Genomic DNA, 17299 nt, shown 5'->3' on the forward strand with positions numbered 1-17299 from the left:
ATCGTCCGCCTCGTGTCGGTGTCGTCGGGTGCGGGTCGAACGTAACACCACGGCTGAACCCAGCCACACACTCTTCGGCGCGGATGAACGGCTGCCAGAGGAGCATCGGGCGCGTTGTGCGGGGTCCCGGCGAGCCGCGTGTTGGAAGACGGTGGGCGCAGAGGGGTTCGAACCCCCGACCGCTGGTGTGTAAAACCAGAGCTCTACCGCTGAGCTATACGCCCGAGTACCGGTGGCCTGGGGACAACCCCGGGCCACCGGAACGCTTGGAGAAATTTATCGTGTCTGATGTCTAACTACAATTCCGCAGGTCAGCTCACTTGTGCGAGAGCCTCGGCCCACGAAGAACTGTCGCGAGCCTCGCCGGGTCCGTTCATTTCGGCGAACCTGATGATTCCGGATTTGTCGACGACGAACGTTCCACGATTGGCGAATCCGGCGCTGTCGTTGAACACGCCGTACGCCTGAGCAACCTCGCCGTGCGGCCAGAAGTCCGACAGCAGCGGAAAGGTGTAACCCTGTTCTGCAGCCCAGATCTTGTGGGTCGGAGGCGGACCCACGGAGATTGCCAGGATCGCAGTCTCGTCGTTCTCGAAGGTCGGCAGCTCGTCGCGCACTCTGCACAGCTCGCCCTGGCACGTGCCGGTGAAGGCCAGTGGATAGAACACGAGCAGAACGTTTTTCACGTTCCTGTACGACGACAACGTGACCAGTTGGTTGTTCTGGTCTTTGAGGGTGAAGTCGGGCGCAACTGCGCCAACCTCGATCGGCATCTAGAACCGTCTTCCTGTATCGAGCATCTCCCCTACCGCTTGGTGGCAGGGGTCTTGGGCTGAACCAATCGACTTCCGATCCAGTCACCGAGGTTTGCCGCAGAGGTCTGCGTCAATCCTGCGGTCGGGGCGGACTCGGCAATCTCACTGGGTTCGACATGACCGGACATGCCGGTCTTGGGGCTGAGGACCCACACGATGCCATCGTCCGAGAGCGGACCGATCGCATCCATGAGTGCATCGACCAGGTCACCGTCTCCGTCGCGCCACCACAGCAGTACAACGTCGATCACCTCGTCGGAATCCTCGTCGAGGGTCTCGCCACCGATCGCATCTTCTACGTCGGCGCGCAGATCATCGTCGGTGTCCTCGTCCCAGCCCAGCTCCTGTACGACCATGTCGCGAGTGATGCCAAGTTTCTGAGCGTAGTTCTGAGCGTCCGCCGCGGCGACCACGGTGGTGACCTCCTTGAATTGTGGGTGCAGTAGTCAAAGCGAACAGTGTCGAAGCCGTTCGCGCAAGCTGACCGCGCCGAAATTGCGTACATAAATTTCTACTGGTGGGTATCGGACCTCTGTACTACCAGAACCGACGAGATGCGGCAGGATTGGGGAGGAATCACGAGAACGAGGAAAGTAGACCGCCGTCACAGGGGCGGGTCTACCGGGACCGGGCGCCACACCGAGCGTCCGCCACATTGAGGAGTGCACACGTTGTCCGAAGTGAACAGCGGCGAACGGCAGAACACATCGTCTGCAGGCAAGAAGGGCTCGGACGGACGGGTCCGCGTCATCCGTGAGGGTGTCGCGTCGTACCTGCCCGATATCGACAACGACGAGACCAACGAATGGATCGAATCGTTCGACGGCTTGTTGGAGAGGTCCGGCCCCAACCGCGCTCGCTACCTGATGCTCAGGTTGCTCGAGCGCGCCGGCGAGCGCCGCGTCGCTTTGCCGTCGCTGACGTCGACGGATTACGTCAACACCATTCCCACCGAGAACGAGCCGTGGTTCCCCGGCGACGAGTCCATGGAACGCCGCTACCGCGCCTGGATCCGCTGGAACGCCGCGATCATGGTGCACCGCGCGCAGCGTCCCGGCGTCGGCGTCGGTGGCCACATCTCCACGTATGCCTCGTCGGCAGCGCTCTACGAGGTCGGCTTCAACCACTTCTTCCGCGGCAAGGACCACCCGGGCGGCGGCGACCACATCTTCATCCAGGGGCACGCCTCCCCCGGCATCTACGCCCGCGCCTTCCTCGAAGGTCGTATCCCGGCCGAGCGCATGGACGGCTTCCGCCAAGAGGCCAGCCATGTGAACGAGGGCGGCGGACTGCCGTCGTACCCGCACCCGCGTCTGATGCAGGACTTCTGGGAGTTCCCGACGGTATCGATGGGTCTCGGCCCGATGAACGCCATCTACCAGGCCCGCTTCAATCACTACCTCAACGACCGCGGCATCAAGGACACCACCGATCAGCACGTGTGGGCGTACCTCGGTGACGGCGAGATGGACGAGCCGGAGTCGCGTGGACTCGCGCACGTGGCCGCTACCGAGGGCCTCGACAACCTGACGTTCGTCGTCAACTGCAACCTGCAGCGCCTCGACGGCCCGGTCCGCGGCAACGGCAAGATCATCCAGGAATTGGAGTCGTTCTTCCGCGGTGCCGGCTGGAACGTCATCAAGGTCGTCTGGGGCCGCGAGTGGGACTCGCTGCTGCACAAGGACCGCGACGGCGCACTGGTGAACCTCATGAACACCACGCCCGACGGCGACTTTCAGACCTACAAGGCCAACGACGGCGGCTACGTTCGCGATCACTTCTTCGGCCGCGATCCGCGCACCAAGGAGCTCGTGAAGGATCTCTCGGACGACGAGATCTGGAACCTCAAGCGCGGCGGCCACGACTACCGCAAGGTGCACGCTGCCTACGCAGCCGCGATGTCGCACAAGGGCCAGCCGACGGTCATCCTGGCGCACACCATCAAGGGCTACACCCTCGGCAAGCACTTCGAGGGCCGTAACGCCACGCACCAGATGAAGAAGCTGACGCTCGACGATCTCAAGACGTTCCGCGATCTCCAGCACATCCCGATCTCCGACGAGGAGCTCGAGAAGGATCCGTACATGCCGCCGTACTACCACCCCGGTGCGGACGCTCCCGAGATCCAGTACATGCTCGATCGCCGCAACAAGCTCGGTGGATTCGTCCCCGAGCGGCGAGTGGACGTCAAGCCGCTGCCGCAGCCGGGCGACGACACGTACAAGACGCTGCGCAAGGGCTCGGGCAAGCAGGAAGTCGCCACCACCATGGCGCTCGTGCGCGTCATGAAGGAGCTGTTGCGAGACAAGGAGATCGGCCACCGAATCGTGCCGATCATCCCCGACGAGGCACGCACGTTCGGTATGGACTCGTGGTTCCCGTCGCTCAAGATCTACAACCGCAACGGCCAGCTGTACACCTCGGTGGACTCGGAGCTGATGCTCGCCTACAAGGAGAGCTCGGTCGGCCAGATCCTGCACGAGGGCATCAACGAGGCCGGTTCGACGTCGTCGTTCACCGCGGTCGGCACCTCGTACGCGACGCACGGCGAGGTCATGATCCCGCTGTACATCTTCTACTCGATGTTCGGATTCCAGCGCACCGGCGACGGTCTCTGGGCAGCGGCAGACCAGATGGCTCGCGGATTCGTCCTCGGTGCCACAGCGGGTCGCACCACGCTCACCGGTGAGGGTCTGCAGCACGCCGACGGTCACTCGCTGCTCCTGGCGTCGACCAACCCGGCGGCCGTGGCCTACGACCCGGCGTTCTCGTACGAAATCGCACACATCGTCAAGGACGGTCTGCGACGGATGTACGGCGGCACCGAGGGCGTGGAAGGCTTCGGCGGCGAGAACATCTTCTACTACATCACCCTGTACAACGAGCCGTACGTACAGCCGGCCGAGCCGGAGAACCTCGACGTCGAGGGTCTGCTCAAGGGCATCTACCGGTTCGCAGCTCCGCAGGAGGGCGACGGACCCGAGGCGCAGCTGTTGGCGTCGGGTGTCGGCATGGTCTCGGCTCGCAAGGCCCGTGAGCTGCTGTTCGAGGAGTGGGGCGTGCGCTCGGCCGTGTGGTCGGTGACGTCCTGGGGCGAGCTGCGCCGCGACGGCGTCGACGCCGAGAAGGAGTCGCTGCGCAACCCCGGTGCCGACAAGCGGGTTCCGTTCGTCACCTCGGCGCTGGCCGACGCCAACGGCCCGGTCATCGCATCCTCGGATTGGATGCGCGCTGTTCCGGACCAGATTCGCCAGTGGGTTCCGGGCGATTACGTCACCCTCGGCACCGACGGCTTCGGATTCTCCGATACCCGTCCGGCCGCCCGACGGGTGTTCAACGTCGATGCCGAGTCGATCGTCGTCGCCACGTTGTCCGCTCTGGCGGCGTCCGGTGAGATCGACAAGTCCAAGGCCGTCGAGGCCGCGGAGAAGTACAAGATCGACGACGTCACCGCAGCACCGACGTCGTACGCCGACACCGGTTCGGCGTAGGTTCCACGCCTGTTCGGCCGACCCCCGTCCCATGTCGCGAAGCATGTCCGTCGCGATAGGGGCGGGGGTCGGGCGTAGGTTCTCCTTATGTCCGATGCGAAACCCGACTCACCGGGCAGCGCGTCATCACGCGACGTGTCCCGACGCGACGCCTACCGTGAGGCGTTGCGCGAATCGTTGACCTCGGACAACGAAGTGCACCTTCCGGTCGCCTCACTGGCACCCTCCCGCCAGAAACGCGATCCCCTGCCCGATGCGCTGCTGCGTCGCGTCAAACAGTTCTCCGGCCGACTCTCGACCGAGGCCGTCACCACGATGCAGGGGCAGTTGCCGTTCTTCGGTGATCTCGACGCGGCCCAACGTGCCAGCGTCCAACTGTTGATTCAGACAGCCGTCGACAACTTCCTCGAATGGCTGAAGAACCCCAACAGCGATATTCGCTTCAGCCTCGATGCCTTCCAGGTCATTCCCCAGGACCTTGCCCGACGCCTCACTCTGCGCCAGACAGTGGACATGGTGCGGGTGGCGATGGAGTTCTTCGAGCAGTGGCTCCCGGCGCTGGCACGCAACGATCAGCAGCTGGTGGCCCTGACCGAGGCCGTGTTGCGCTACGGGCGAGAGCTGGGTTTCGCGGCCGCGTCGGTCTACGCCAGCGCAGCCGAATCACGCGGAGCCTGGGACACCCGCCTCGAAGCCCTCGTGGTCGACGCCGTCGTACGCGGAGATACCGGCTCGGACATGCTCTCGCGTGCCGCCACGTTGAACTGGGACGCCACCGCGCCCGCAACGGTGCTGGTGGGCACTCCTCCCGACGATCGAGGCGTCTCGGTCGTCGGAACCGTCCACGCCGTGGCGCAGAAGCACGGCCGCGCCGCACTGGCGGTGGTGCAGGGAACGCGGCTGGTGATGGTGGTCAGCGGTCAGCTCGACGACACTTCCACCCATCGCGCCTTCATCGACGACATGCTGCAGAACTTCTCGGACGGACCCGTCGTCATCGGCCCCACCACCCGCACCCTCGGTGCGGCGCACTCGAGCGCGGTGGAGGCATTCGCGGGGATGCAGGCCGTGGCGGGGTGGCGGGGTGCGCCGCGTCCGGTGCATGCGGGCGAGCTACTGCCCGAGCGCGCACTGCTCAACGACGGTGCGGCGATATCGGCGTTGAACGATCACGTGGTCGTTCCGTTGGCCGCGGCAGGTTCGGGACTGGCCGACACCCTCGATGCGTATCTGGACTGTGGCGGAGCGGTGGAAACCTGCGCACGGCAGCTGTTTGTTCATCCAAATACCGTCCGGTATCGGCTCAAGCGCATCGCCGAGGTCACCGGTCGAGACCCGACGCATCCGCGCGACGCGTACGTACTCAGGGTTGCGGCAACGGTAGGTAGGTTGGCTCGAACGCATCACGAACCGCCCCATCCTGCCCCATATGTCACACAGGTCACATTCGGAGAAGTAGTCACGTAACGCCGGACCACCCTTCGGCGATAGCGGATCCCCACGAGGCAATTTGTAGGGTTCCCACAAATTGCTTGTCGAGAGTTCATCGAGCGCGACATCACTCATTCGGCACCCGACGGTGTTCTCTTAACCCTGTGATTGCGTTGCTTGCGCCCGGTCAGGGCTCCCAGACTCCCGGCATGCTGCTGCCTTGGCTCGAATTGCCGGGTGCGGCAGACCGACTCGCGTTGTGGTCGAAGGCCTCCGGTCTCGACCTCGTCCGCCTCGGCACCGCAGCCACCGCCGAGGAAATCACCGACACCGCAGTGACCCAGCCTCTGGTCGTCGCGTCGGCATTGCTCGCGTTCGAGGAGATCGCATCGCGCGGCCTGTTCCCCGAGGACGCCGTCGTCGCCGGACACTCGGTGGGCGAACTCGCCGCCGCTGCTATCGCCGGCGTCATCTCCTCCGATGACGCCGTATCGCTCGCCGCCGTCCGTGGCGCAGCAATGGCCAAGGCCTGCGCGCTCGAACCGACCGGCATGTCCGCCGTGCTCGGCGGCGACGAAGCTGCCGTCCTGGCCCGCCTCGAAGAGCTGGACCTCGCTCCGGCCAACGTCAACGCTGCAGGTCAGATCGTTGCAGCCGGGCTGCTCACCAAGCTCGCCGAGTTGGCCGAGAGCGCGCCCGAGAAGGCTCGGGTTCGCGCACTACCGGTCGCAGGCGCATTCCACACCAAGTACATGGCGTCCGCAGGCGACACCGTTGCCGCAGCCGCTGCCGCCATCACCCCGTCGGAGCCGACGCGGACGTTGCTGTCCAACTCGGACGGTCAGCCGGTCTCCTCGGGTGCCGACGCCCTGAACAAGCTCGCTGCCCAGGTCACTCGCCCCGTGCGATGGGATCTGTGCAACGCCTACCTGCGTACCGCGCAGGTCACCGGACTCGTCGAACTGCCCCCGGCAGGCGCACTTGTCGGTATCGCCAAACGCGAACTGCGCGGCGTCGCCAACCTCGGCCTGAAGACACCGGCGGACATTTCCGCAATGGCCGAGCTCGGTTAGCTCGACCCACACACTTCGCAGTCACAGCACTGCGGCTCGCACTTCCACTCCCCGAGTGGCAGAAATGCACGATCGCGTCTCGAAGCACATGACTTCGGCGTTCTACACAGAAGAGAAGGGAGCCACAACAGTGGCCAGCCAGGAAGACCTCATCGCCGGACTTGCAGAGATCATCGAGGAGGTCACGGGCATCGAACCGTCCGAGGTGACCATCGAGAAGTCCTTCGTGGACGACCTCGACATCGACTCACTCTCCATGGTCGAGATCGCAGTGCAGACCGAGGACAAGTACGGCGTGAAGATCCCCGACGAGGACCTCGCAGGTCTGCGCACCGTCGGCGACGCCGTGAACTACATCCAGAAGCTCGAAGCGGAGAACCCCGAAGCCGCAGAAGCTATCAAGGCCAAGCTCGACGACTCCGCGAGCGAGTGACACGGCCCATGACCAACCCATCCACCGCCAACGGACGCTTCCCCAGTGTCGTCGTCACCAGCCTCGCTGCGACCACGTCACTCGCGGGTGACGTCGATGCCACGTGGAAGGGTCTGCTGAACGGCGACAGCGGAATCGCAACGCTGGAAGACGATTTCGTCGCCGAGTACGACCTGCCCGTGCGGATCGGCGGCCACCTCGCGGTGAACCCGCAGAGCCTGCTCTCGCGGGTCGAGATTCGTCGCCTGAGCTATGTGGAGCAGCTAGCCACCGTTCTCGGTCGTGAGGTCTGGAAGAACGCCGGGACTCCCGACGTCGATCCCCTCCGCCTCGGCGTGTCTATCGGTACCGGCCTCGGTGGCGGCGATTCTCTGATCGACGCCAACGACAAGATGAAGGCCGGCGGCTACCGCAAGGTGTCTCCGCTCGCCGTTCAGATGGTCATGCCGAACGGCCCTGCAGCGGTCGTCGGACTCGAGCTCAAAGCACAGGCCGGTGTCATCACTCCCGTCTCCGCCTGCTCCTCGGGATCGGAAGCCATCGCACACGCGTGGCGGATGATCGTGATGGGTGACGCGGACATGGTCGTCACCGGCGGCGTCGAGGGTTACATCGACGCGGTTCCGATCGCCAGCTTCTCCATGATGCGGGCGATGAGCACCAACAACGACAACCCGAAGGGTGCGTCACGTCCGTTCGACAAGGATCGTGACGGCTTCGTCTTCGGTGAAGCGGGTGCGCTCATGGTCATCGAGACCGAGGAGCACGCCAAGGCACGCGGCGCAACGATCCACGCCCGCTTGCTCGGTGCCGGAATCACTTCCGACGGGTTCCACCTCGTGGCTCCCGACCCGGAGGGCACGGGTGCCGCGCGCGCCATGAAGCGTGCGATCGAGACCGCAGGACTGCAGAAGTCCGACATCACCCACGTGAACGCCCACGCAACGGCAACTCCCATCGGAGACACCGCCGAAGCGCTCGCGATCAACAAGGCCGTCGGAAATCACGCAGCCGTGTACGCACCGAAATCCGCTCTGGGCCACTCGATCGGTGCCGTCGGCGCTCTCGAATCGGTTCTGACGGTGCTGGCAGTGCGTGAGGGAATCATCCCTCCCACACTGAATTTGGAGAATCAAGATCCCCAGATCGATCTCGACGTCGTCAAGGGCGAGCCCCGCGTCGGACAGATCGATTACGCGATCAACAACTCGTTCGGATTCGGTGGGCACAACGTAGCGCTCGCCTTCGGAAAGGCGTGATGCACTGAGTCGTTCATTCGACTCAGCGAATCCCGCTCTCGCAGTGCATGATCCGGGCTGGGGCCGTTCCCAGTGAACGGCCCCGGTTCGGGCCTCGCCCCCCAGGGGCCCTGAAGAAGGACAAGCGATGACCATTCTGGCCCCCGTCACACGATCCGGTACCTCCACCGATCCCCGCGATCCACTCGCCCGCCTCGAGAATCTGTTCGACGCCGGAACTACTGTGCCCCTGCACGATCGGGACAAGTCCGGCATCCTCGCAGCATCCGGCGAGATCGACGGCGTCCACACCATCGCTTACTGCTCCGATGCCACCGTCATGGGCGGTGCCATGGGCGTCGACGGCTGCAAGCACATCGTCGCCGCCATCGACACGGCCATCGAGCAGCGCGCTCCGATCGTCGGCGTCTGGCACTCCGGCGGTGCACGCCTCGCCGAGGGCGTCGAAGCTCTCCATGCCGTCGGGCTCGTCTTCGAGGCCATGGTCCGAGCGTCCGGCCTCGTCCCCCAAGTTTCCGTCGTCCTCGGCTTCGCAGCCGGCGGCGCCGCCTACGGTCCTGCGTTGACCGACGTCGTCATCATGGCTCCCGAGGGACGCGTGTTCGTCACCGGTCCCGACGTCGTCCGGAGCGTCACCGGTGAGCAGGTCGACATGGCCTCGCTCGGCGGCCCCGACACCCACCACAAGAAGTCCGGCGTGTGCCACATCGTCGCCGACAGCGAGATGGACGCGTTCACCCGCGCCCGCCGCCTGGTGTCCATGTTCTGCGAGCAGGGCGAATTCGACATCGCCGCCGCCGAGCACGGCGACACCGACCTTCGGGCGCTGATGCCCGAATCCAACCGTCGCGCATACGATGTCCACCCGATCGTCCACGAGCTGCTGGACAACGTCGAAGGGGAATCGACCTTCGAGGAGTTCCAGGGCGGCTGGGCCCGCAGCATTGTCATCGGCCTCGGACGTATCAGCGGCCGCACCGTCGGCGTCATCGCCAACAACCCCATTCGTCTCGGCGGTTGCCTCAACTCCGAAAGTGCCGAGAAGGCAGCCCGTTTCGTGCGACTGTGCGACGCATTCGGAATCCCGCTGATCGTGGTCGTCGACGTTCCCGGGTACCTCCCCGGCGTCAGCATGGAATGGGAGGGCGTCGTCCGTCGCGGAGCAAAACTGTTGCACGCCTTCGCCGAAGCCACGGTCCCCCGCGTCACCCTGGTGACCCGCAAGATCTACGGCGGCGCGTACATCGCGATGAACGCCCGTGCACTCGGTGCCACCGCGGTCTACGCCTGGCCCGGCTCCGAGGTCGCCGTGATGGGCGCGAAGGCCGCCGTCGGCATCCTGCACAAGAAGGCACTCGCAGCCGCTCCCGAGGAGGAGCGTGAGGCATTGCACGATCGCCTCACCGTCGAGCACGAAAGCATCGCCGGTGGCGTCGAGCGCGCCGTGGCCATCGGTGTCGTCGACGAGGTCATCGAGCCGTGCAAGACCCGCAGCACGGTCGCCAGGGCGCTCGCGGCCGCCCCTGCGGCACGCGGCAACCACAAGAACATTCCGCTCTGATCGTCACGGGGTGCCCCGCCGCCTCGGGTGGTGTCACCCCCGGCCCCGGTTGGGATCAATGCGGCTCCGAGGCGCTCCGAGTGCAACAAAGCCACATTCATCCTGAACCGAACGGGCGTCACAACGGACGGGCGAACTACAGCGTCAGCTTTCGATCCATTTGTGGTCGTGAGCCAGTCGCAGCATCGCCGATCGGATGTCGAGGATCTGCGCTGCGGAGACAGTTCCGTTGGCTTTGAGGAGTGCCTCGGTCACTTCGGCGGTGAAGTCCACCTCGGAGAGCACGTCGCAGATGACGTCTTCAAGCTGCTCGTGTTCGCTGACCGGAACGTCGTGGAACGGCACGTCGGGCTTGCGCCGGGTGACAAGCGCGGTCGACGCGGGAGTGTCGATGATCTGCACCTGGGTGGCCTTGAGGCCTCGATCGCCCTCGACGGCAACGTATTCGACGCGAACCCCCGGTGCCAACAGTCGTTTGTCGAAGTCCAGATCGTTGACGTGAATGAACACGTCCTCGCCGCCCTCGTCCGGCGCTACGAATCCGTACCCCTTGAACTCGTCGAATCGAATCACTTTTCCGGTCGACAACATCGAACTCACCACTCCACGGTCGTTCCCACATGCCTACCCCAGGCACGGACGCAAACTACCGCGAGCCAGAACCCCCAGCAACCCCTAGCCGACGTTGCGACTCAGCCACGTCACTTCGGCTCCGGCCCCGCCGGTTCGGTACGGCTCCAGGGCTGCGTCCCAGTCGGATCCGAGAGCCTGCTCGACGGCCGCGGTGAAGTTGCCCTGATTGTTCTCCATCAGGGCGCGCAGCCGCATCTCGCCGAGCATCACGTCACCGTTCGCGCTCGTCGTTCCGCGCCACAGCCCCAAACCGGGCACGTGGGAGAACCGTTCGCCGTCCACGCCTTCGCTGGCGTCCTCGGTCACCTCGAACCGCAGCATCTGCCACGAGCGCAGGATGCCGGCCAGCTTTGCTCCGGTGCCGACGGGGCCGACCCAGTCGGTGGTGGCGCGCAGCTGCCCATCGGAGGCGGGCTGCGCAGACCACTTCAAGTTCGCACGGCAATCGAGGGCGTCGGTCAACGCCCATTCGACATGCGGGCACAACGCAGCGGGCGACGAGTGGATGTACACAACACCCGACGTCGCTTCTGCGAATTGATTCGATCCACGCATTGCACTACCTCCAGCTTCGACGAGGGACGTCTTCCCCAACGACCTCGACATGCTTCGGCTGGCTGCAGTGAATCAATGCGTCTGTGTACTAGTGTGCCCCGAGTTGCCCCTGTTGCGCCAGTGCAATCTGTGAACGACGGAGTTTCACCCGGCCAGCACTGCGTCGGAGAGCTCCGGCCACAGCGGTTTCGCCCAGTCTCCGAAGGCTCGATCGGTCAACACCACACACGCGGTCCGTACTGCCGGATCCACCCACAAGAACGTTCCGGCCTGCCCGAAGTGGCCGAACGTGGCCGACGAGTTGGTGCTTCCGGTCCAGTGCGGGCTCTTGCCGTCGCGCAGCTCGAACCCGAGTCCCCAATCGCAGGGCTTGTGCGATCCGTATCCGGGCACGATCCCGTTCAGGCCGGGAAACTGCACTTCGGTCGCCGACGCGAGTGTCTGCGACGCCAGCAGCGTCGGTGCCAACAGTTCGGCGGCGAACCTCGTCAGATCACCGAGGGTAGAGCTGGCACCGTGGCCCGCCGATCCCGGCAACGACGTGTTCGTCATCTGCAGCGGCCGACACACGGCCTCGTCCAAGTAGTCGGGGAAGGCAATGCCTGCCTCGGTTTCGATCAGCTCGGCCAGCACCTCGAACCCGGCGCTCGAATAGATCCGCTTGGTACCGGCCGGTGCCTGCACTGTGCGGTCACCGAACGCCAGTCCCGACGCGTGTGCGAGGAGGTGTCGAACCGTCGACCCTTCCGGTCCTGCGGGCTGATCGAGCTCCACCGCACCTTCCTCGACGGCGACGAGAACTGCGTACGCACTGAGCAGCTTGGTGACCGAGGCCAGCTCGTAGACGCGATCGGTGTCCCCGACCTCCTCACGAACTCCGGAGTCGGTGACGACTGCTGCACTGACATGGTCGACGGGCCAGGAGGCCGTGAGATCGAGGGTGGTCACGACTCACGAGCCTAATTGTCGGTCGACGACGGTGCCCCGGTCCCCCGCCGGGCTACGCTCGCAGCACATGAGTGGGAGGAATGCGATGTCGGTTGTGTATGGATCGTGCAATCTGTGCGAGGCGATCTGTGGGCTCGAGTTCACGGTGGAGAACGACGCGGTGGTCTCGATCCGCGGTGACGAGAAGGACCCGCTCTCACGCGGCCACATCTGCCCCAAGGCGCTGTCGCTGATCGATCTGCACGCCGATACCGATCGGCTCACCACACCGGTCAAACGTGTGGGCGAGAAATGGGAGAAGATCGGCTGGGACGAGGCATACGACCTCGTGATCGACGGTTTGGTCTCGACGCGTGAGAAGTACGGCCGCAACGCGGTCGGGATCTATCAGGGAAATCCCAACGTCCACTCGATGGGCGCGATGACCCACGGCATTCCGTTCACCTCGCTGCTGCGTACGCGCAACCGATACTCCGCCACCTCCCTGGATCAGTTGCCGCACCAACTCGTCGACCATCTTCTCTACGGGCATCAGTTGCTACTGCCGATCCCGGACATCGATCGAACCGACTTCTTCCTCGTCCTCGGCGGCAATCCGATGGCCTCGAACGGCAGCATGATGACCGTGCCCGATTTCGCAAAGAGGGCGCGGGCACTGCGCAAACGGGGCGGCCGCCTCGTCGTGGTCGATCCGCGCAAGACCGAGACCGCCGACATCGCAGACACCCACTTCTTCGTTCGGCCCGGCAGCGACGCACTGCTGCTGCTCGCGATGATTCACACGATCGTGGCCGACGGCACGGTGACCGTGGCCGACTACGTCGACGGTGCCGACCGACTCGCGGATCTCGTCGCGGAATTCGCACCGGAATCCGTCGCTCCGGTCGTCGGGATTGCTGCGGAAGAGATCTCGGCCCTGGCACGTGATTTCGCCTCGGCGAGGTCCGCGGTGGCATACGGCCGAATGGGGGTCTCGACTCAGCAGTTCGGCACCGTGTGCCAGTGGGCGATTCAGGTACTGAACATCATCACGGGCAATCTCGACCGCCCCGGCGGTGCCATGGTGACCGATCCCGCGATCGATCTGATCAAGCAGGGCATCGTCGGCCGCGGCCATTTCGACAAGTGGCGCAGTCGCGTTCGCGACCTGCCCGAGTTCGCAGGCGAATACCCCTGTTCGACGCTCGTCGACGAGATCACCACCGAGGGCAAGGACCAGATCCGTGCGATGGCGGTCCTGTCCGGCAATCCGGTGTTGTCGATGCCCGGCGGCACCACCCTGAACGACGCGTTCGCGGGTCTCGATTTCATGGTGTCGTTCGACTTCTACATCAACGAGACATCGCGTCACGCACACGTGATTCTGCCGCCGACGATGTCGCTCGAACGCGACCACTACGACCTGATCTTCAACTCCTTCGCCGTTCACAACACGGCGAAGTACATGCCTGCAGTGCTGCCCAAGCAAGCCGACGCCAAGCACGATTGGGAGATCTTCCGTGATCTGTCGCTGCGCTACAAGAGCCGTATGGCCGGTTCGACGGTCGGTCGGTTGAAGTCACGAGTGACTCCGAAGAACGTCATCGGCGAAGCCCGGCTGCGCCTGTCCCCCGCCCGCACACTGGACATCCTGCTCCGGAGTCAACGAAAAGGACTGTCGCTGAAGAAACTTCGAGCCAACCCACACGGTGTCGATCTCGGACCATTGCGTCCCGGCTTCCCACTGAAGTTGAAGACGCGGGACAAGCGGGTACAACTGATTCAGGACATCGTTGTTGCCGAGCTCCCCGCGTTGGTGGATCTGATGCATTCCAGCGCAGTTCCATCCGGCGATGAACTGCTGATGATCGGTCGGCGACACCTGCGCAGCAACAACTCGTGGATGCACAACACCGCCCGGCTCACCAAAGGCAAAGCGCGACATCAGCTTCTGGCGCATCCTGAGGATCTCGCGAACCGCGGTATCGAGGACGGTTCGATGGTGTCGGTCACCTCCGCCGCCGGAACCGTCGACATCGAGGTAGCGGCGTCGGAGAAGATGATGCCGGGCGTGGTGAGCATGCCGCACGGATTCGGACATCAGCGCCCCGGCGTGCAGTTGTCCGTTGCCACGACGGTGCAGGGGCCGAGCGTCAACGACATCACCGACCCCAATCGCGTCGACGCCGTCTCGGCCAATGCGATCCTCAACGGTGTCCCGGTGCAGGTCCGAGCGAAATAGCTGCCCCGATGCACCGTCGAGGCGACGCGATTCTGTACGATTCTGCAGGCTCGTACCTGGTACGGGCATGGGGCGGTAGCTCAGTCGGTTAGAGCCGTGGACTCATAATCCATTGGTCGCGGGTTCGAGCCCCGCCCGCCCCACACCCGATCGGCCTCCCTGTCAGGTCGGTGAGCCCTGGCGATTGCGTACACACCCAGCCTGACCCTGCCCGAAGATACAGCGACACAGGGCGACTCGGACCCATCAGCAATTCTGGCGTGCACGCCGCGGCATCGAGGCTTTTGCACTGCATTGCCATTCCCAGTGGTTCGGATCACTGAATCGATGACGCCATACGAATCACAGCTGCGTCGGTTCCGTGGCCAGCGATTTCGGTGCTGATCTCTGCTGACGATGCGACCGATGAAGGCTCGAAGGTGCAGACTTTCGACGGCCGATACGCCTCGATGACCATCGACACCCGTTCCCAACATCCATCGAATTCAAAATTTCGCTCGACCAGACCAGTTCGCCGAGCAACTACCGAGGAGAAGACACCATGCGGTACCAACACCGAGGTTCGTCCGTCCGTGTCCGAGCATGCGTGGGTTGCGCCGACGGCAGTGTTGGTGGGCAACGTTGTCGTCGGCGCAGGGTCGCGGATTCTGCACGGTGCGATCCTGACGGCCGAGGATGGTCAGGTAAGTATCGGTGAGAATGTGGTCGTGATGGAGAACGCCGTCGTCAAGGGACGCGCGAAGTACCCCACGATCGTCGGTGACAGTGTGTTGATCGGCCCGCACGCGCACGTCAATGGCACCGTCATCGGTCGGGAGTCGTTCATCGCCACCGGTGCGTCGACGTTTCCCGGGTCGATCGTCGAGGCAGGGTCGGAGGTCCGAATCAACGCAGTGCTCCAGGTCGATTCGAGGCTTGCCGCCGGGTCGGTCCTCCCCATCGGGTGGGTTGCCGTGGGAGATCCGGCCAGCATGTTTCCGGCAAACAGCCACGACGAAATCTGGGCCATCCAGCAAACTCTGGACTTTCCGGGAACGGTGTACGACGCGTCGCACGGCGACGGTATGCAGGACATCATGCAGTCGCAGTCGTCCTTCTACGGTGAGCACGCCTCGGACTCCGTTGTTCCGGAGTGACGTTGTAGACCTGACTTCGGTGTACCCGACGCGCCCGCGTCCCGCGAGTCGTGTTCTTGTCGTGTGTGGCGTTGCTTACTGACCAGTAATTTTTTGCTCTCGGCAATTCCCGTCGGTTTACCCTTGGCCAGGTGGACGCACGTGGAAGCGAGGGTGTGCCACGGATCGTTACTGCGCAGCAGATCGTCGCCGCTATCCCGCTTCCTGCGCTCGTTCACGACACCAGTTTTCACATCCTGGCCGTCAATACCGCGTGCCGAAAGTCGGCGAATCTATCCCGCACGTACAGCGATACCCGTGATGTCTTCGCCTTCGTGCACCCAACGGAGCATGCGGAGATCCGGGCCGTATCAGAGAATCTACTGACCGACTTCGCTCGAACAGGGGAATCGTCGCAGACACCGGTCGCCGCGATGCGACGGCTCCACCAAGACGACGACGTGTCGGTGTCGTGCTGGACGCACACCGGACTCGCGGTGTTCGACGGCGTGCCTCTCATCGTCGTTGCCCTGGATCTTGCGAATCCTATTGTCAGTGAGGCACGAACGTGGCGTGAGCGCGCAGAACGCGACGACTTGACCGGGCTGTACCGTCGCAACGTTGCGGTCTCGGTCATCGACGATTGGCTTGCAGCCGGCGACGAAGTAATGGTGATGTTCGCCGATGTCGATCACTTCAAGCAGGTCAACGACGGCTACGGCCACGCGGCCGGAGACGCAGTCCTGTCCGCGATCGCAGACCGACTTCACGCCCTGTCGCATGACGACAGAATCGTCTGCCGGTATGCGGGTGATGAGTTCCTGATCGCGTCCCGCCCATCCGTGTGGGCTCACGGAGGCTTCGTCTGGCAGTTCGACGAACAGCGTTATCTAGCCGACTACATCGCCGCGGCGGCGGGGGCAGCAACGCACCTCCTTGGAATCGATGGGCATGAGCGTGTATCGATCAGCACAGGTGCAGCAAGGCGACGACCCGCCGATTCGGCCGCGACGCTGATTCATCGGGCCGATACCGCGATGTATCGGAACAAGGCACATCGCGTGCGGGAGCGATGAGTTCGGCGATCGGGCAGCTCAGATGATGCGCGAACCGAAGTGGGTGCCGACGCAGTAGCGCAACGTTGCGGCTACCGACACGCCGCCTTCGAGTGTCCGGTCGCACGAGTCATCGGCTTCCCACCCGACGGTACAACCGTGACGAATACACCAGCAGCACAGCAGCATTCGCGCCGAACCACACCCACGTGAGAAACGCCGCCACCACGCCGGTGACGAAGAAGCCCAGTACCAGTGCCACGACCCAGGCGAGGACGAAGGCAACAATCGTGACGACTGCCGCGACTGCGCACCGCCCCGGGGACTGCCGGACAGTCGCCGTCGCAGCGCAGAACGGATGTCGTTGCCCGTCGGCCACGGCCGGAAGCACCAGCAGCGCAACCAGAATCACGACAATCGGAAGCAGCGGGAACAGAATCGCCAGCGCGACGGCCACCAGAGTCGAGACCACACACCACACCAGGACGCGCGGCCGCCGCCATGCCCGAGCCAGCGCACCGCGGATGTTGCCGTCCACCACATCGAGTGCCGTCGATGCGGTGATCCACAGGGCGACCACCAGTGCCGCGGCAGACGCCGCAACCAACCTACCGAATCCCACGGAGGATTCTGGAACGGGATCGCCCAGGACTGTCACCGCCTGAATCAGCGCAGACACGAGCACAACGGCAGCGAGCACCGCACTCCC

The 17299-nt window shown here is 64.3% G+C and carries 15 protein-coding genes and 2 tRNA genes; 10 read left to right on the top strand and 7 right to left on the bottom strand.

The features are described 5' to 3' along the window. Nucleotides 1-152: 152 nt before the first annotated feature. From R3P93_RS08040 to R3P93_RS08050, 3 genes are all read right to left on the bottom strand, one after another. Nucleotides 153-224: transfer RNA gene (locus tag R3P93_RS08040), tRNA-Val, on the bottom strand. Nucleotides 225-311: 87 nt separating this feature from the next. Then, nucleotides 312-773, bottom strand: coding sequence for a peroxiredoxin (locus tag R3P93_RS08045; protein ID WP_094640166.1), 462 nt, complete (start codon nucleotides 771-773; stop codon nucleotides 312-314). Between the two features lie 32 nt (nucleotides 774-805). Beyond that, on the bottom strand, nucleotides 806-1228 hold the full coding sequence (locus tag R3P93_RS08050; protein WP_032379129.1) for a DUF3052 domain-containing protein: 423 nt from the start codon (nucleotides 1226-1228) through the stop codon (nucleotides 806-808). Between the two features lie 258 nt (nucleotides 1229-1486). On the opposite strand from R3P93_RS08050, the gene aceE reads away from it, so the two are divergent. The 6 genes from aceE to R3P93_RS08080 all read left to right on the top strand — a co-directional run bounded on the left by aceE (nucleotide 1487) and on the right by R3P93_RS08080 (nucleotide 10063). Continuing rightward, complete coding sequence (gene aceE / locus R3P93_RS08055; RefSeq protein WP_094640411.1) at nucleotides 1487-4306, top strand: pyruvate dehydrogenase (acetyl-transferring), homodimeric type; 2820 nt, start codon at nucleotides 1487-1489, stop codon at nucleotides 4304-4306. A gap of 87 nt (nucleotides 4307-4393) precedes the next feature. Next, nucleotides 4394-5773, top strand: coding sequence for a PucR family transcriptional regulator (locus R3P93_RS08060; RefSeq protein WP_317532746.1), 1380 nt, complete (start codon nucleotides 4394-4396; stop codon nucleotides 5771-5773). A 128-nt stretch (nucleotides 5774-5901) separates the two neighbouring features. Then, on the top strand, nucleotides 5902-6810 hold the full coding sequence (locus R3P93_RS08065) for an ACP S-malonyltransferase (protein ID WP_317532747.1): 909 nt from the start codon (nucleotides 5902-5904) through the stop codon (nucleotides 6808-6810). A gap of 88 nt (nucleotides 6811-6898) precedes the next feature. Next, entirely contained in the window at nucleotides 6899-7243 is a 345-nt protein-coding gene (gene acpM / locus R3P93_RS08070) for a meromycolate extension acyl carrier protein AcpM (RefSeq protein ID WP_045199610.1), read from the top strand. An 8-nt stretch (nucleotides 7244-7251) separates the two neighbouring features. Then, a complete protein-coding gene (locus tag R3P93_RS08075; protein WP_068052249.1) occupies nucleotides 7252-8502 on the top strand; it encodes a KasA/KasB family beta-ketoacyl-ACP synthase in 1251 nt (416 codons plus the stop codon). 127 nt (nucleotides 8503-8629) lie between these two features. Continuing rightward, nucleotides 8630-10063 carry an acyl-CoA carboxylase subunit beta gene (locus tag R3P93_RS08080; protein ID WP_094640168.1) on the top strand — a complete coding sequence of 478 codons (1434 nt, stop codon included), beginning with the start codon at nucleotides 8630-8632 and terminating at the stop codon, nucleotides 10061-10063. Nucleotides 10064-10207: 144 nt separating this feature from the next. Here R3P93_RS08080 and R3P93_RS08085 read toward each other — a convergent pair whose 3' ends face one another. The 3 genes from R3P93_RS08085 to R3P93_RS08095 all read right to left on the bottom strand — a co-directional run bounded on the left by R3P93_RS08085 (nucleotide 10208) and on the right by R3P93_RS08095 (nucleotide 12199). Beyond that, on the bottom strand, nucleotides 10208-10654 hold the full coding sequence (locus R3P93_RS08085; RefSeq protein WP_317532869.1) for a cold-shock protein: 447 nt from the start codon (nucleotides 10652-10654) through the stop codon (nucleotides 10208-10210). Between the two features lie 84 nt (nucleotides 10655-10738). Continuing rightward, the gene (locus tag R3P93_RS08090; protein WP_068052258.1) at nucleotides 10739-11251 is read right to left on the bottom strand and encodes a DUF3145 domain-containing protein; all 513 of its coding nucleotides are present in this window, start codon (nucleotides 11249-11251) and stop codon (nucleotides 10739-10741) included. A 144-nt stretch (nucleotides 11252-11395) separates the two neighbouring features. After that, nucleotides 11396-12199 carry a serine hydrolase domain-containing protein gene (locus R3P93_RS08095; RefSeq protein ID WP_317532748.1) on the bottom strand — a complete coding sequence of 268 codons (804 nt, stop codon included), beginning with the start codon at nucleotides 12197-12199 and terminating at the stop codon, nucleotides 11396-11398. Between the two features lie 85 nt (nucleotides 12200-12284). On the opposite strand from R3P93_RS08095, the gene R3P93_RS08100 reads away from it, so the two are divergent. The 4 genes from R3P93_RS08100 (at nucleotide 12285) to R3P93_RS08115 (ending at nucleotide 16611) form a co-directional block, all read left to right on the top strand. Continuing rightward, the gene (locus tag R3P93_RS08100) at nucleotides 12285-14420 is read left to right on the top strand and encodes a molybdopterin-dependent oxidoreductase (protein ID WP_317532749.1); all 2136 of its coding nucleotides are present in this window, start codon (nucleotides 12285-12287) and stop codon (nucleotides 14418-14420) included. A 69-nt stretch (nucleotides 14421-14489) separates the two neighbouring features. Then, nucleotides 14490-14563, top strand: a tRNA-Ile gene (locus tag R3P93_RS08105). 429 nt (nucleotides 14564-14992) lie between these two features. Further along, on the top strand, nucleotides 14993-15556 hold the full coding sequence (locus R3P93_RS08110; protein WP_217901114.1) for a gamma carbonic anhydrase family protein: 564 nt from the start codon (nucleotides 14993-14995) through the stop codon (nucleotides 15554-15556). Between the two features lie 131 nt (nucleotides 15557-15687). Then, entirely contained in the window at nucleotides 15688-16611 is a 924-nt protein-coding gene (locus tag R3P93_RS08115) for a sensor domain-containing diguanylate cyclase (protein WP_094640172.1), read from the top strand. Nucleotides 16612-16720: 109 nt separating this feature from the next. Here the strand turns inward: R3P93_RS08115 and R3P93_RS08120 are convergent, their stop codons facing one another. Next, nucleotides 16721-17290: a hypothetical protein gene (locus R3P93_RS08120; protein WP_317532750.1), complete on the bottom strand. Its 570-nt coding sequence runs from the start codon at nucleotides 17288-17290 to the stop codon at nucleotides 16721-16723. Nucleotides 17291-17299: the final 9 nt, after the last annotated feature.

The sequence above is a fragment of the Rhodococcus cerastii genome (assembly GCF_033042195.1).
Taxonomy (GTDB): domain Bacteria; phylum Actinomycetota; class Actinomycetes; order Mycobacteriales; family Mycobacteriaceae; genus Rhodococcoides.

Coding starts and splice junctions, on each gene's coding strand:
- R3P93_RS08045 (WP_094640166.1), bottom strand. CDS start 773: ATGCCGATCGAGGTTGGCGCAGTTGCGCCCGACTTCACCCTCAAAGAC.
- R3P93_RS08060 (WP_317532746.1), top strand. CDS start 4,394: ATGTCCGATGCGAAACCCGACTCACCGGGCAGCGCGTCATCACGCGAC.
- acpM (WP_045199610.1), top strand. CDS start 6,899: ATGACTTCGGCGTTCTACACAGAAGAGAAGGGAGCCACAACAGTGGCC.
- R3P93_RS08075 (WP_068052249.1), top strand. CDS start 7,252: ATGACCAACCCATCCACCGCCAACGGACGCTTCCCCAGTGTCGTCGTC.
- R3P93_RS08080 (WP_094640168.1), top strand. CDS start 8,630: ATGACCATTCTGGCCCCCGTCACACGATCCGGTACCTCCACCGATCCC.
- R3P93_RS08085 (WP_317532869.1), bottom strand. CDS start 10,654: ATGTTGTCGACCGGAAAAGTGATTCGATTCGACGAGTTCAAGGGGTAC.
- R3P93_RS08090 (WP_068052258.1), bottom strand. CDS start 11,251: ATGCGTGGATCGAATCAATTCGCAGAAGCGACGTCGGGTGTTGTGTAC.
- R3P93_RS08100 (WP_317532749.1), top strand. CDS start 12,285: ATGTCGGTTGTGTATGGATCGTGCAATCTGTGCGAGGCGATCTGTGGG.